The sequence below is a fragment of the Microbacterium sp. NPDC058342 genome (assembly GCF_042723935.1).
GTDB lineage: Bacteria > Actinomycetota > Actinomycetes > Actinomycetales > Microbacteriaceae > Microbacterium.
This window is the reverse complement of record NZ_JBHXID010000001.1, coordinates 269,859-283,156: the sequence shown is the minus strand read 5'-3', so window position 1 is coordinate 283,156 and position 13,298 is coordinate 269,859. Positions and strand designations below refer to the sequence as shown.

The following is a 13,298-nucleotide window of genomic DNA, read 5'->3' as shown; positions in this document are numbered from 1 at the left end:
CTATCGGGTCAGCGCCGTTGCGACTCGGGATGCCGGGGTCTTGCCCAGCGCTCGGGTGAGCCAGATGCTCGTCTCGGTGAGGGCATCGAGGTCGATGCCGGTGCGGATGCCGAGGCCCTCCAGCATCCAGACGAGGTCGTCGGTGGCGAGGTTGCCGGTCGCGGACTTCGCGAAGGGGCATCCGCCGACACCGCCGGCGGCGGCGTCGAAGACGCGCACGCCCTCTTCGAGTCCTGCGTACACGTTCGCGACCGCCATGCCGTAGGTGTCGTGCATGTGCAGTGCGAGGGAGCCGGCCGGAACGCCCTCGGCGACGAGTGTGCGCACGACGGCGCGCACCTGGCCGGGGGTGGCGACGCCGATGGTGTCGCCGAGGGACAGCTGCTCGACGCCCCAGTCCCGCATGACGGACGCCACGCGCACCACCTCGGCCGTGTCGACCGCACCCTCCCACGGGTCGCCGAACACCATGGAGAGGTAACCGCGCACGCGCACGCCGTCAGCGACCGCACGGGCGACGACGGCGGCGGCCGCGTCCTCCATGCTCGCCCGGGACGCACCCAGGTTCTGCTGCGAGAACGACTCGGTCACGCTGAGGAACACCGCGATGTCGTCGGCGCCGGCGGTGCGAGCCAGCTCGTACCCGCGCAGATTGGGCACGAGCACGGGAGTGCGCGCGTCGACGTCGCCGACCCTCGTCAGCACCTCTGCGGAGTCGGCCATCTGCGGCACCCGGTCGGCGCGCACGAAGCTGCCCGCCTCGATGATGCGGGCCCCGGCGCCGGCCAGTCGCCGGATCAGCTCGACCTTCGTGTCGACGTCGAGCACCGTCTTCTCGGCCTGCAGGCCGTCGCGCGGCCCGACCTCCCAGATCTCGACGGCGTCGGTGTCGAGGGCGGCGGGCACGACCGTCGGCAGCCCGAGTTCACGCGCGGTCGTCATCGTGCCGCCCGCAGTTCGGCGAGCACGGCCTCGGCGACGTCGGCGCGAACGGCGCCGCGCTGCACGAGTGCCGCCGCGACGGCGTCGATCTCGTCGGCGTGCGCCCCGGCGGCCACGGCGACGTTGCGCGCGTGCAGGCCCATGTGACCGCGCTGGATGCCCTCGGCGGCGAGCGCGCGCACGGCGGCGACGTTCTGCGCCAGTCCGACCGCGCAGACGATCTCGCCGAGCTCGCGCGCGGTGGTGACCTCGGTCATGGCGACGGCGGCGCGGGCGGCGGGGTGCGACTTCGTCGCCCCTCCGACCAGGCCGACGGCCATCGGCAGCTCCAGGGTGGCGACGAGGTTGCCGGCGGCGTCCTGCTCGAACCGCGACAGCGAGCGGTACTGTCCGTCGCGGGCGGCGTAGGCGTGCGCGCCGGACTCGACGGCGCGGGTGTCGTTGCCGGTGGCGAGCACGACGGCCGAGATGCCGTTCATGATGCCCTTGTTGTGGGTGGCGGCACGGTAGGGGTCGTCGTGGGCGAGAGCGGCACCGGCGATCATGTTCGCCACGATCTCGGGGCCGCCGAGCTCGTCGGGATGGATGGCGATGCGGGCGCGGGTGATCCGCATGTCGGCGAGATTGGTGAGGATGCGCAGCAGAGGCCGTCCGTCCGCGATCTCGGCGAGCAGTGGCGCGACGGCCTCGGCCATGGTGTTGACGGCGTTCGCCCCCATGGCGTCGCCGACGTCGACGACCAGGTGCACGACGAGGTGGTCGTCGAGCAGGCCGTGCACGGTGCGCACCACCAGGTCGCGCGCTCCGCCGCCGATCTGCACGAGCTTGGGGTCCTGTGCGTCCGCGAGGGCGAGCACCTCGGCCTTGCGCTCGAGGATGCGAGCGCGGGCGCCGTGCGGGTCGGCGACGTCGAGCAGCTGGATCTGCGCCTGCATGATCGGCTCGGACGAGGTGGTGCGGATGCCGCCGAGGCGGCGTGACATGCGAGCGATGTTGGATGCCGCGGCGACGACCGACGGCTCTTCGGTCGCCATCGGCACGAGCACCTCGCGTCCGTTGACGATGACGTTCGTCGCGACGCCGACGGGGATGCCGATCTGGCCGATCACGTTCTCGACCATCCGGTCGGCCTGCTCCATCGTGAGTCCGGCCTCGGACTGCGGGTCGAGAGCGTCGAGCAGATCCGCTCGCGCTCCGATCGCCTCGGTGACCGCGGTTCGCCTGTCGGTGATGCTGAGGTTGCGCAATCCGCTGAGCCGGGATGTGGTGGCCACGTCGTCGTCCTTCCTGTGGCCGGAGCGGACGGGAGGGCGCCGCTGCCGGGGTCGTGCGGCGGCGACCGTTTCGGGTGGGCCGCCCGCCAGCTTGACAGCTAACCAGTCCGGACGCCCGGCGGACAGGTCCGTTCCGCACACTGTGAGGCGGTCGGCTATGTGCGATTCAGTTCGCGACGGGCCTGTTCGGCGCGTACGGCCATCTCGAGCCGGAAGCGGGCTTCGCCCGAGTCCAGGGCGGTGCCGAGCAGCTTCCGGATCCTGCCGACGCGCTGCTTGAGGGTGTTCACGTGCACGTGCAGCGTCCTGGCCGCCGCCGCCATCGACCACTGCGCGTCGAACAGGGCGACGAGCGTCTCGAACAGCGTGGTGCTCTTGGCCGCATCCCACCGGACGAGGGGCTGCAGCATCCGGTCGATGAACTGCGCCAGCCGGGTGCCGTCTCCGTCGAAGAGCAGCGCGTAGGGGGCGAGCGTCGCGGCGTCCAGCATCCCCGCGGTGATCCCGAGGCCGTGCGCCAACCGGGCCGCCTCCCAGGCGCCCGGCAATGCGTCGGCCGCCTCACCGAGGTCGTCGCCCGAGGTCGTGACCACGAGCACCGACTCGGCTCCTGCCGCTTCGCGGACGGCGCCGGCCGCCTGCTCGGACGGGCCGGGCGTGAGGACCGCGACTCCGTCGCCGTCCGCCGCGACGAGCCAGTCCGCCCGCAGACGAAGACGGCTCAGCAGGCGCGCGCGGGAGTCGGGCGCGCAGCGCACCGCGACGGCGGTCCAGGATCCGTCGACCGGATAGCCGCGGGCCGCCGCGCGCTTGAGTGCGGGTTCGCGGCGAACGGTGTCGGAGAGCAGCTCGGTCGCGAGCTCACCGCGCACCCGCTCCTCGGCGTCGGCGAGCGCGTCACGGCGCAGCAGCACGAGAGCTGCCGTCAGCGCCGAGCGCTCGACGGTGCGCCGTTCCACCGGCGTCAGGGCCGTCGGCCCGCGCTCGACCACGAGAGCACCCGGCGTCTCGGTCGCGTCGATGACGGGGGCGACCAGTTCGATCGGACCGTCCTCGAGCACCACCGCCCGGCCGCTCTCCCCGGCGTCCTGGACCGCGCGTCCGACCGCTCCTCGTGCACTCTGGCCCTCCTGGAACGTCACCCGCCGCCCGAGGGCGTCCGACAGGGCCCCCACGATGGCGTCGGCGTCGTGGCCGATCACGGCCAGCCGGGTGAGCTCGGCGTGGAGCCCCGCCGCCCATTCGGCCTGCTGCTGACGGAACGCGGCGTCGGCGGTCGCCGCCGTGGCGTCCGCCAGCAGCCGCGCCAGGTGCAGCACGAGCGCGGCGTGCCCGGCGAAGGCCGAGAGGAGGGAGATCTCCTCGGGCCGGTGCACTCGCGCCTCGCGGCTCGCAGTGAACAGCACCCCGAGCACTTCGCCCTTGACCACGAGGGGCGCGCCCAGCATGGCCCGGAGCTGCTCCTCGCGCACGATCGCGTCGACGACCGGGTCGTGGGGCACCGAGGTGATCGACGCGTAATCCTGGACCCACTGCGGATGCCGGGTGCGAACCGCACGACTGGCGAGACCGACGCCCGCGGGCACGACCATGCCGAGGAAGCGCGACGAGATGGTGCCGCTGGCCGCGCGCACGTGCAGCTCGTCGTGCTCGGGGTCGTACACCGAGAGGTAGGCGACATCTCCATCGATCAGCTCGTGTGCGCGCTCGACGATGCGCTGCAGCATGAGATCCGCGTCGGGCTCGGCCAGCAGCTCCCGGGTCGACGACATCATCACGCGCAGCTCGGCGCTGCGGGTGCGCAGCGCCTCGACGCGGTGGCCCAGCTCGACGAGCACGTCGGCGGCACCCGGGTCGTGTGCGAGGGCGGCCCGCATCCGTTCGGGGTCGACGTCCGCGCCGTCGCTGATGGCGCGGAGCACGGCCGCCAGTTCCGAGGTCATGCTCCCCATTCTCGCCCCGCCCCGCCCCGCCCCGTGCGCCCGCGCAGGCGCACCGCTGCGCCGTCCCGGTGATCCGCGTGGGTACATCAGCCCATCGGCGCTGGGACGGCGGCTGGGTAGGCTCACCGGCAGGAGGGAGGCCGAGATGTCGATACCGGAGGTTCCGCGCCGCGATCCGCAGGACGCACCGCCCGCCCCGCCCGCACCCGGGCCGGCGGGCGGCCGGCCCCTGCTGGTGGCGCTGGCGATCACCTGCGCCGTGCTCATGCTCGCGACGATCGGCTTCGGCGTGGGCGCGCTCGTGCTGTCGGCCGTCTCGGCGACCGCTGCTCCCGAACCGACGCCGACGGCGACGGCGTCCACGCCGGAGGCCGAGCCCGACCGCGTCGTGCAGGGGCGGGAGGTGTCGGTCGTCTCGGACGTGGAGTTCGGGTACTTCTTCATGTCGAGCACGGATGCCCAGGGCTTCACCTCGCTGTACTCGCAGATCCGCAACGACGACGAGAAGCGGGCCTTCACCGCGTTCTTCGACGTCAGCCTCTACGACGAGGACCACGTCCTGCTGAGCCGATGGACGAACAACGAGTACGTCCTGCCCGGTCAGACCACCCTCTTCAGCAGCGTGCTCAGGGAGAACATGCTGGGTGTCGCCTCGATCTCGGTCGAGCAGCTCAGCCTGGAATACGCGCCGCCGATCACGACCGGCACGCTCACCCTGGACGAGGTCCGCGGCGGCGACGGCGGTGTGATCGAGGGCTCGTTCACCTCGTCGCTCGGCGCGGAGGCCGACTTCTCGACGGTGTACCTGATCGGCACGGTCGGCGACGAGGTCTTCGCCGTCTGCTGGGACTTCTGGGACCTGCCCGCCACCGGCGGCTTCCGGGCCCGCTGCACCCTGGAGCCCACCTCCCGCGACACCCCGGAGCCGATCGGCACGTTCCCGGACGACGCGGTGTTCACCGCCTACTACACCCTGGACACACCGCTGTGAGCGCGCTGCCATCGAGACGCGGGCCCCTGATCGCCCTGTGCGTCGCCGCCGTGGTGCTGCTCGGCACGGCGGTGACGACGGGAGCGATCCTGTTCGGCATGCTGGGCCGGCACACAGCCCCGGCCGCGCCCGGCGCATCGCCAACACCCTCCGCCACTGCGACCGCCGAGGCGAAGACCGTGCACGACATCCCGATCACCGTCGCCGAGACGGCGCTCGAGTTCGGAGACTGGGTGGCGACGCCCTGGGTCGACGGCGAGACGACGCTGTACGCGCCGGTCGGCAACGCCTCGGATTCGCAGGCTGTCAGCGCGTTCTACGACGTCACGGCGTACGACCAGGACGGACGCGTCCTGGATCGTGCGATCGGCAGCGCGGACCTGTTGCCCGGCGGCGAGGGGATCCTGGACGTGATCAACCTGCGAGCGGATGCGGCCGAGGTGGCATCGATCCTCGTCGAGCAGACGCACATCAGCGCCGAGGCCTCGCCGTACTCGGGCTCGGTCGGCACCGCCGAGCTGACCGTCGACCGGGAGTTCGGCGAGGTCGAGTTCGTGCTGCCCTCCACGCTGGATCCGGTGCCGGACTGGCCGTGGGCCGACGTCGCCGCGTTCGTCGGTGACGAGATGGTGGGGGTGTGCGACGCGACCATCGACCTGAAGGGCTCCGCCTTCGCCGGGCGATGCTACCTGCGGCCCACCGCGCAGGGGGTGGCAGCGGAGCCGCCGGAGGACTTCGTCTCGCTTCCGGAGGATGCCGAGGTGCGTGTCTTCCTGAGGCCTGAGCTCGATCTGCAGTGAGGCGAGCGCACCGGCGCGCGGCGGCGGTCAGCCGATTCCGCGCAGCACCGCGTCGACGGCGAAGGCGAGCTCGGCGCGCGCGTCGGCGACGTTCTGCTGCTCGACCCCGCCCAGCCGCGGAAAGCGCTCGGCGACCGCCTCTCCGAGCCACGCCGGGGGCGGGGCGCCGGTGAGCCCTCTCTCCAGGGCGGCGTAGGTGCGGATCAGGCTGTCGAGCAGGAGCGCGATCCGCAGCGGCTCAGCCGGGGCATCCGCGGCGATCGCCGCGACCAGGGCGTCGATCCAGGCGTAGGCGGAGGGCTGAGTGGGCATTCCGGCCGGCGCGACGTCGGAGAGCCAGGGATGCCGCGCATAGCGCTTTGCGAGCAGCTCCGTCCAGGTGCGACACCGGCTGCGCCAATCCGGTCCCGTGATGCCGGGAGGAGGGCCGACGGCGACATCCACCATGAGATCGATGAGCGTGGACTTCGCGTCGACGTAGCGGTAGAGCGCGGTCGTGGTCATCTCGAGCCGTGCCGCGACGCGCGCGAGGGAGACCGCGTCGAGCCCGGATTCGTCGGCGAGCGCGACGCCGGCCTCGGCGACCTGGCGCAGGCTCCACCGCGCCTTCGGTCCGCGTGCGGCCGGGGCCTCGACCCCCCAGAGCTGCCGAAGCGCGCGATCCCCTTGACTGTGCATGACGTTCACTGTAACGTACCCGATCAGTGAATATCATTCACAGTGAAGGAGCAGACATGACGAACGTCCTCATCACCGGTGCATCGTCCGGTATCGGAGCCCGCGCCGCGGAGATCCTCGCCGGCAGGGGGATGACCGTCCACGGTGCGGCGCGCGGCACCACCGCGATCGGAAGGATCGCCGGGGTCGTCCCCGTGCAGCTGGATCTCACCGACCAGGACTCGATCCGCCGGGCAGTCGCCGATGCCACCGCCTCGGGCCCGATCGATGTCCTCATCAACTGTGCGGGGTACGGCGAGTTCGGCAGCGTCGAGGAGACATCTCTGGCCGACGCGCGCGCACAGCTCGAGGTGAACGTGCTCGGGGCGGTCGGGCTGATCCAGGCCGTGCTGCCCGGTATGCGCGAGGCCGGCCGGGGCCGGATCGTGAACGTGTCGTCGCTCGCCGGCGAGTTCGCGGCACCTCTGGGCGGCTGGTATCACGCGTCGAAGTTCGCCCTCGAGGCGCTGTCGGATTCGCTGCGCGGCGAGGTCGCGCGGTTCGGCGTCGACGTCACCCTGGTGCAGCCGAGCTACGTCGCCACCGACTGGCACGACAACGCGATGGAGCGCCTGGAGCAGACCTCGGCGCACGGTCCCTACGCCGCGATGGCCGCGGCCATGCGCCGGTACTTCGCCGGCCCGGGCGTTGCCAGGCAGATGTCCAGCGTCGACGCCGTCGCCGAGCTCGTGGCGAAGGCGGCGACGACGTCGCGACCTCGCACGCGCTACCGGATCGGCCCCGGCGCGAACATCGCCGTGGCCCTCGCGACCCTGCTGCCCGACCGCGCGTTCGACGCCATGACCCGCAAGCAGTTCGGCTACGCCTGAGCCGCATCGCCCCACAGAACAGACCGAAGAGGAAGAAGAGACCATGGACATCGCCATCGCCGCATCCGCCACCATCGCCCTGCTGGGCATCGGCGTCATCTTCGGCGCCGACGTGCTCGCCGCCGTCGTGCTCCGACCCGTCTACGCGAGCGTCGACGAGCACACCCTCGTGCAGGCCGTCGGCCGAGGGCATCACTTCGGCGACCGGAGGCTGCCGGTCGCCGGCATCCTCGGCGTCGTCTGCACCGCGATCACCGCGGCGCTCGCCTTGATCGCCGGGATGCTGCTGCCGGGCATCCTCGCCGCGGTCGCCCTGCTGCTGCTGCTGATCTGGCTTCTGCTGTTCGCGCGCATCTCGAAGCCGATCAATGCGCGGCTGAGCGCCGCCGCGCTCGCCCACGAGGTCCCCGCGGACGCCCGCGCGCTCCAGGACCGCTGGGAGTCGATCATCACGCTGCGCGCCGTCATCCAGGGCGCCGCAGTCGTTCTGCTCTGCGCGGTGCTCGCGCTGAGCTGACCCGCCGCGCCCGCCCGTCGGCCGGCCGGGTGGGCGCGGCATCGCGGACGGGGTGAAAGGATCGAAGCATCATGCTTCTCGATCCCGCCTCCGTCCGCGACGCCGATGCGGATGCCGTGTACACGGCCTTCGTCGAGTGGGCGGAGTCCACGGGCTTCAGCCTCTACCCCGCCCAGGACGAGGCGATCATCGAGATCGTCTCGGGCCAGAACCTCATCCTCAGCACCCCCACCGGCACCGGCAAGTCGCTCGTCGCCGTCGGGGCGCACTTCGCCGCCCTCGCCGACGGCCGGCGCACCTTCTACACGGCACCCATCAAGGCCCTGGTCAGCGAGAAGTTCTTCAGCCTGGTCGACGTGTTCGGCGCGGCGAACGTGGGGATGGTCACCGGCGACTCCTCGGTGAACGCCGACGCGCCGATCATCTGCTGCACGGCCGAGATCCTCGCGAACCTCGCGCTGCGCGAGGGTGCGGATGCCGACGTCGGTCAGGTCGTCATGGACGAATTCCACTTCTACGGCGATCCCGACCGCGGCTGGGCGTGGCAGGTGCCGCTGCTGACGCTGCCGCAGGCGCAGTTCGTGCTGATGTCGGCGACCCTCGGCGACGTCACGGAGCTGGCATCCGACCTCACTCGCCGCACCGCCCGCGAGACGGCCGTGGTCACCGGGGTGGAGCGACCCGTTCCGCTGCACTTCTTCTATGAGACCACCCCGATCCACGAGACCATCGAGGACCTGCTGCACACCGATCGGGCGCCGGTGTACATCGTGCACTTCTCCCAGGCCGCGGCCATGGAGCGGGCGCAGGCCCTCGCCAGCGCCAAGGTGGCCACGCGCGAGCAGCGAGACGCCATCGCCGAGCTGATCGGCGGATTCCGGTTCACCACGGCGTTCGGGAAGACCCTCTCCCGTCTGCTGCGACTCGGCATCGGTGTGCACCACGCCGGCATGCTGCCGAAGTACCGGCGGCTGGTCGAGCAGCTCGCGCAGCGCGGCATGCTGCGGGTGATCTGCGGAACCGACACCCTCGGCGTCGGCATCAACGTGCCGATCCGCACCGTGTTGCTCACGGCGCTGACCAAGTTCGACGGGCAGCGGATGCGGCAGCTGAACGCACGCGAGTTCCATCAGATCGCCGGCCGTGCGGGGCGGGCCGGCTTCGACACGGCGGGCACCGTGGTCGCGCAGGCACCGGAGCACGAGACGGAGAACCTCGCCGCGATCCGCAAGGCCGGCGACGACCCGAAGAAGAAGCGCAAGATCATCCGCAAGAAGGCCCCCGACGGGTTCGTGTCGTGGGGTGAGCCGTCGTTCCGCAAGCTGATCGACTCGGAGCCCGAGACCCTCACCTCCCACATGCAGATCACCAGCGCGATGATGCTGAACGTCATCGCGCGCGGCGGCGACGTCTTCGCGAACATGCGCGCACTGGTGTACGACAACCACGAGCCCCGGCAGAGGCAGCGGATGCTGGCGCTGAGAGCGCTCGGCATCTTTCGGACCCTGCTCGAATCGGGCGTGGTCGAGGTCGGCCCGGACGGCGTGCGCCTGACGGTGGACCTGCAGCCGAACTTCGCGCTGAACCAGCCGCTCTCCCCCTTCGCGCTGGCGGCGTTCGAGCTGCTCGACCCGGACTCGCCGCAGTTCGCGCTCGACATGATCTCCATCGTCGAGTCGACGCTCGACGACCCCCGCGCGATCCTGTCACAGCAGGAGTTCATCGCCCGTGGAGAGGCGGTGGCGGCGATGAAGGCCGAGGGCATCGAGTACGACGAGCGCATGGAGCTGCTCGAGCAGATCACCTGGCCCAAGCCGCTGGAGGAACTGCTGGGCGTCGCGTTCCAGACCTTCAGCGCCGCACAGCCGTGGATCCGCGACTTCGAGCTGCACCCGAAGTCCGTGGTGCGCGACATGTACGAGCGGGCCATGTCGTTCGGGGAGTACGTCGCCTTCTACAAGACCGCGCGCTCCGAGGGCGTGGTGCTCCGCTATCTCTCGGATGCCTACCGCGCGGCGTCGCAGACCATCCCCGAGCACCTCAAGACCGAAGAGCTGCGCGATCTCATCGAGTGGCTCGGCGAGCTCGTGCGTCAGGTCGACTCGAGTCTGCTCGACGAGTGGCAGTCGCTGGTCAGCGGACTGCCGGCCGGTCCGGAGGAAGAGCCGGTCGTGCCGCCCGCGCCCAAGAGGGTGACGACGAACGTGCGGGCGTTCCGCATCCTCGTGCGCAATGAGCTGTTCCGTCGGGTGCAGCTGGCCGCGCGGGAGGACGTCGAGGCTCTCGCCGAGCTGGATGCGGGCCTCGGCGCCGACGGCTGGGACGCCGCGCTCGACGCGTACTTCGCCGAGCACGACGAGATCGGCACGGGCCCCGACGCCCGCAGTTCGGCGCTGCTGATCATCGAAGAGGGTGCGGCGGAGTGGACCGTGCGCCAGATCCTCGACGACCCGGCCGGCGACCACGACTGGCGCATCTCCGCGACGGTCGAGCTCGCGGCATCCGACGAAGCTGGCGAGGCCGTCATCCACGTCACCGGCGTCGGCCGGCTCTGACCGCGTCCCCAAGCGCGGCCTTTCGCACACCAAAGCAGGCGGTCCTACCCGGTCGATCCCGACACGACGAGACTGGACGGAGGGCGCCGAGCGGCGACCTCCGTCGCGCGCGACCCGCGCATCGCGCGCGGTCTTCGGAAGGAGAGCGCATGCCAGACCCCGACGAACTCCGCGACCATGTCGTCCGCCTGCCGGACGGACGGGACGTCCACTACGTCACGGGTGGGCGTTCCGGCCCCCTGGTGGTCCTCGAGTCGGGGCTGGGCAATCCCGCGGCGACCTGGGTCAGTACGCAGAGAGCGCTGTCGGCGAGCTGTCGGACGCTCTCGTACGACCGCGCCGGCCTCGGGCGCAGCACGCCGTCGGCGGCTCCGCGGACCCTCGCGAACCTCGCCGGCGAGACGAGGATGCTGCTCGACGCAATCGGCATCGCCGGACCGGTGGTCTTCGCCGGCCACAGCTGGGGCGGGCAGCTGCTCCGGGTGCTCGTCGACGACACCCCTCGGATCGCGCGGGGCATCATGCTCATCGACCCGACGGTGTCGGCGGTCATGACGGATGAGCTTCTGCGCGAGATCACCGAGCTCTACCGGCGCATGGCCGAGCGCGTGCGGCGCGGCGGGCGTGACGCCCTCGTGGCGGAGCACAGCGCCCGCTGGCATCCGCCGATGACGGCCGAGGACATTCGGTCGGCGACCGCAGACCTCCTCACCGACGAGAACCTCGCCACCAGCCTGCGCGAGATCGAGGAGATGGCCGGGCTCCGGGACCGCCTCCGGCGCATCGAGGCGGAGCCGTCGCCCGTGCCGCTGCGGTATCTCGCCGGTACCGCGGATGCGCAGGGCGACCCGCAGCGCCGCCTTCTCGTCGACGAGTGCGCGCGGATCGCCGCGATCACCCCGGGCGGACGGTCTGTGGAGATCGACGACGCACGGCACTCGGTTCCGCAGGAGAGCCCGCGGCGCACCGCGCAGGAGATCCGCCTCTTCACCGAGATGCTCACCGCGTGAGCGCGGACTGAACGGAGCGGCCAGCGCCTCACGGGCGCAGCACGCCGCTCCACCCGGCCGCAGACGCGAAGAAACCCGGCCGGCCTCAGGGGGCCGTCCGGGTTCTTCACATCGTGCGTGCTACTTCGGCGAGATCTGCGTGATGAACGGCGTGTGGTCCGTCGAGTAGGCGTTGAACTCCGGCCACTCGAATCCGTCCGAGAGCGCGATGTTGATGTCTCCTGCGAACAGGGGCACGTAGGGCATGTCATCGGCGACGATCCGCAGCAGATCCGAGTAGGCCGCGAATCGCTCCGCGGGATCGACCGTGGCATCCGCCTTCTTGATGAGGGCATCCACTTCGGGGTTCACGTAGTCGGCGAAGTTGTTCTGTCCGACATCCGTCGCCGCACTGTCCAGTGCCAGTCGCGGCATGCCTCCCGCGTCGGGCGTGTTGTTGTTGAAGTACGTGTACCAGAGCGGCGTGGCCGTGTGCGGCTTCGAGAAGCTCGCCCGGTACTCCGCGTCGGAGAGCACCTTCACGTCGATGTCGATGCCGATCTCCTTGAGCTGCCCGGCGATGGCCTGCGAGGCCTCGGCGAAGCCGCCCCGAGCCGCCGTCTGCAGCTCGGCCTGGAATCCGTCCGGGTACTCGGACTTCTCCAGCTCGGCCTTCGCCTTGTCGAGGTCGAAGCTGTAGCTCGGCAGGGACGCCATCAGTTCGTCGACCTCTTCCTGCGAGGCGATCGAGAGCAGCTGGGTGGGCGGGATGATCGTGGAATCCGGCTCGGCGGTGCCGCCCATCACCTTGACCAGATCCTCCTTGTTGATGGCGTAGGCCACGGCGCGCCGCACATGCACGTCGTCCCAGGGAGCGACCGTGTTGTTCATGATGAAGAGGCCCTGACGCGTCCCCGGGACGCTCGTCGCCTCGACGTCGGCGGTGGTCTCGAAGGAGCGCACGTCCACCGGGAAGGCCAGGTCGATCTCGCCCGTGCGGAAGGCCAGGGCGGCGCTGTTCTCGTCGGAGAACGAGGTCAGCGTGATCTTGTCGATCTCGGGTTCCTCGCCCCAGTACTCCTCGTTCGCGCTGAACGTCACAACGCCGTTGGTCGCGTCGAGCTTGTCGATGACGTACGGTCCGGTGCCGATGACGCCGACACCGGGCATGCCGAAGTCGTCGGGATGCTCGGCCTGGTGCTCGGAGTCGAAGATGTAGCCGTTCATCGCGAGCACGTACTGGAAGCTGACCGTCGGCGCGTTCAGCGTGATGACCACCGTGCGGTCGTCCGTCGCCTCGATGTCCGCGATCGCCGCGTATCGCCACGACTCGGAGAACTCGGGGTTGCGCTCATGGTCGAGCGACGCGACGACGTCTGCCGCCGTGAGCGGCTTGCCGTTCGAGAACGTCACGTCGTCACGGAGCGTGTACACGTAGGTGACGTCGTCGGGCTGCTCGACGGACTCGGCCAGGTTCGGCTCGACCTCTCCCGTCGGCGACAGCTTCATGAGGTAGTCCTGCACGTAGCTGTTGACCTGGTCGGCCATGCCTCGGCCCGGATCGATGTTCGACACGTCGAGGCCGATGGCTCCGACGTTGAACTCGACGGTCGACGCATCGCCGGAATTCGTCCCGCCGGCCGAGCAGCCTGCGGTGATCAGCACCGCCGACAGCGCGACGGCCATCGTGCGGATCCGGGCTCCGGTTCGCGATCGCTTCATTGCGTTTCAATGTCTCTC

General features: G+C 70.8%; 11 protein-coding genes. 6 read left to right on the top strand and 5 right to left on the bottom strand.

Annotated features, from left to right (window positions below; genetic code table 11):
* The 3 genes from ACFWHT_RS01295 to ACFWHT_RS01285 form a co-directional block, all read right to left on the bottom strand.
* A complete protein-coding gene (locus tag ACFWHT_RS01295; protein WP_378824728.1) occupies positions 1-942 on the bottom strand; it encodes a hydroxymethylglutaryl-CoA lyase in 942 nt (313 codons plus the stop codon).
* Positions 939-2,216, bottom strand: coding sequence for a hydroxymethylglutaryl-CoA reductase, degradative (locus ACFWHT_RS01290; protein WP_378824727.1), 1,278 nt, complete (start codon positions 2,214-2,216; stop codon positions 939-941). The genes ACFWHT_RS01295 and ACFWHT_RS01290 overlap by 4 nt, the downstream gene beginning before the upstream one ends.
* Before the next feature lie 155 nt (positions 2,217-2,371).
* Positions 2,372-4,159, bottom strand: a complete 1,788-nt coding sequence (locus ACFWHT_RS01285) for a helix-turn-helix domain-containing protein (protein WP_378824724.1) — start codon at positions 4,157-4,159, stop codon at positions 2,372-2,374.
* 145 nt (positions 4,160-4,304) lie between these two features.
* On the opposite strand from ACFWHT_RS01285, the gene ACFWHT_RS01280 reads away from it, so the two are divergent.
* Together ACFWHT_RS01280 and ACFWHT_RS01275 are read left to right on the top strand one after the other, a co-directional pair.
* Positions 4,305-5,150 carry a hypothetical protein gene (locus tag ACFWHT_RS01280; protein WP_378824722.1) on the top strand — a complete coding sequence of 282 codons (846 nt, stop codon included), beginning with the start codon at positions 4,305-4,307 and terminating at the stop codon, positions 5,148-5,150.
* Positions 5,147-5,950: a hypothetical protein gene (locus ACFWHT_RS01275; protein ID WP_378824720.1), complete on the top strand. Its 804-nt coding sequence runs from the start codon at positions 5,147-5,149 to the stop codon at positions 5,948-5,950. The genes ACFWHT_RS01280 and ACFWHT_RS01275 overlap by 4 nt, the downstream gene beginning before the upstream one ends.
* Before the next feature lie 27 nt (positions 5,951-5,977).
* Here the strand turns inward: ACFWHT_RS01275 and ACFWHT_RS01270 are convergent, their stop codons facing one another.
* Positions 5,978-6,628 (bottom strand): TetR/AcrR family transcriptional regulator, encoded by a 651-nt coding sequence (locus tag ACFWHT_RS01270; protein ID WP_378824718.1) that lies wholly within the window; start codon positions 6,626-6,628, stop codon positions 5,978-5,980.
* A 56-nt stretch (positions 6,629-6,684) separates the two neighbouring features.
* Between ACFWHT_RS01270 and ACFWHT_RS01265 the strand changes: the two genes are divergently transcribed.
* The 4 genes from ACFWHT_RS01265 to ACFWHT_RS01250 all read left to right on the top strand — a co-directional run bounded on the left by ACFWHT_RS01265 (position 6,685) and on the right by ACFWHT_RS01250 (position 11,579).
* A complete protein-coding gene (locus tag ACFWHT_RS01265) occupies positions 6,685-7,497 on the top strand; it encodes an SDR family NAD(P)-dependent oxidoreductase (RefSeq protein ID WP_378824717.1) in 813 nt (270 codons plus the stop codon).
* A gap of 43 nt (positions 7,498-7,540) precedes the next feature.
* Complete coding sequence (locus ACFWHT_RS01260) at positions 7,541-8,014, top strand: DUF1772 domain-containing protein (protein WP_378824715.1); 474 nt, start codon at positions 7,541-7,543, stop codon at positions 8,012-8,014.
* 71 nt (positions 8,015-8,085) lie between these two features.
* Entirely contained in the window at positions 8,086-10,569 is a 2,484-nt protein-coding gene (locus tag ACFWHT_RS01255; protein WP_378824713.1) for a DEAD/DEAH box helicase, read from the top strand.
* Positions 10,570-10,718: 149 nt separating this feature from the next.
* A complete protein-coding gene (locus ACFWHT_RS01250; protein ID WP_378824711.1) occupies positions 10,719-11,579 on the top strand; it encodes an alpha/beta fold hydrolase in 861 nt (286 codons plus the stop codon).
* 120 nt (positions 11,580-11,699) lie between these two features.
* Here the strand turns inward: ACFWHT_RS01250 and ACFWHT_RS01245 are convergent, their stop codons facing one another.
* Positions 11,700-13,280: an ABC transporter substrate-binding protein gene (locus ACFWHT_RS01245; RefSeq protein WP_378824708.1), complete on the bottom strand. Its 1,581-nt coding sequence runs from the start codon at positions 13,278-13,280 to the stop codon at positions 11,700-11,702.
* Between the last annotated feature and the right edge of the window lie 18 nt (positions 13,281-13,298).

Coding starts and splice junctions, on each gene's coding strand:
- ACFWHT_RS01270 (WP_378824718.1), bottom strand. CDS start 6,628: ATGCACAGTCAAGGGGATCGCGCGCTTCGGCAGCTCTGGGGGGTCGAG.
- ACFWHT_RS01265 (WP_378824717.1), top strand. CDS start 6,685: ATGACGAACGTCCTCATCACCGGTGCATCGTCCGGTATCGGAGCCCGC.
- ACFWHT_RS01255 (WP_378824713.1), top strand. CDS start 8,086: ATGCTTCTCGATCCCGCCTCCGTCCGCGACGCCGATGCGGATGCCGTG.
- ACFWHT_RS01295 (WP_378824728.1), bottom strand. CDS start 942: ATGACGACCGCGCGTGAACTCGGGCTGCCGACGGTCGTGCCCGCCGCC.
- ACFWHT_RS01285 (WP_378824724.1), bottom strand. CDS start 4,159: ATGACCTCGGAACTGGCGGCCGTGCTCCGCGCCATCAGCGACGGCGCG.
- ACFWHT_RS01280 (WP_378824722.1), top strand. CDS start 4,305: ATGTCGATACCGGAGGTTCCGCGCCGCGATCCGCAGGACGCACCGCCC.
- ACFWHT_RS01245 (WP_378824708.1), bottom strand. CDS start 13,280: ATGAAGCGATCGCGAACCGGAGCCCGGATCCGCACGATGGCCGTCGCG.
- ACFWHT_RS01250 (WP_378824711.1), top strand. CDS start 10,719: ATGCCAGACCCCGACGAACTCCGCGACCATGTCGTCCGCCTGCCGGAC.
- ACFWHT_RS01260 (WP_378824715.1), top strand. CDS start 7,541: ATGGACATCGCCATCGCCGCATCCGCCACCATCGCCCTGCTGGGCATC.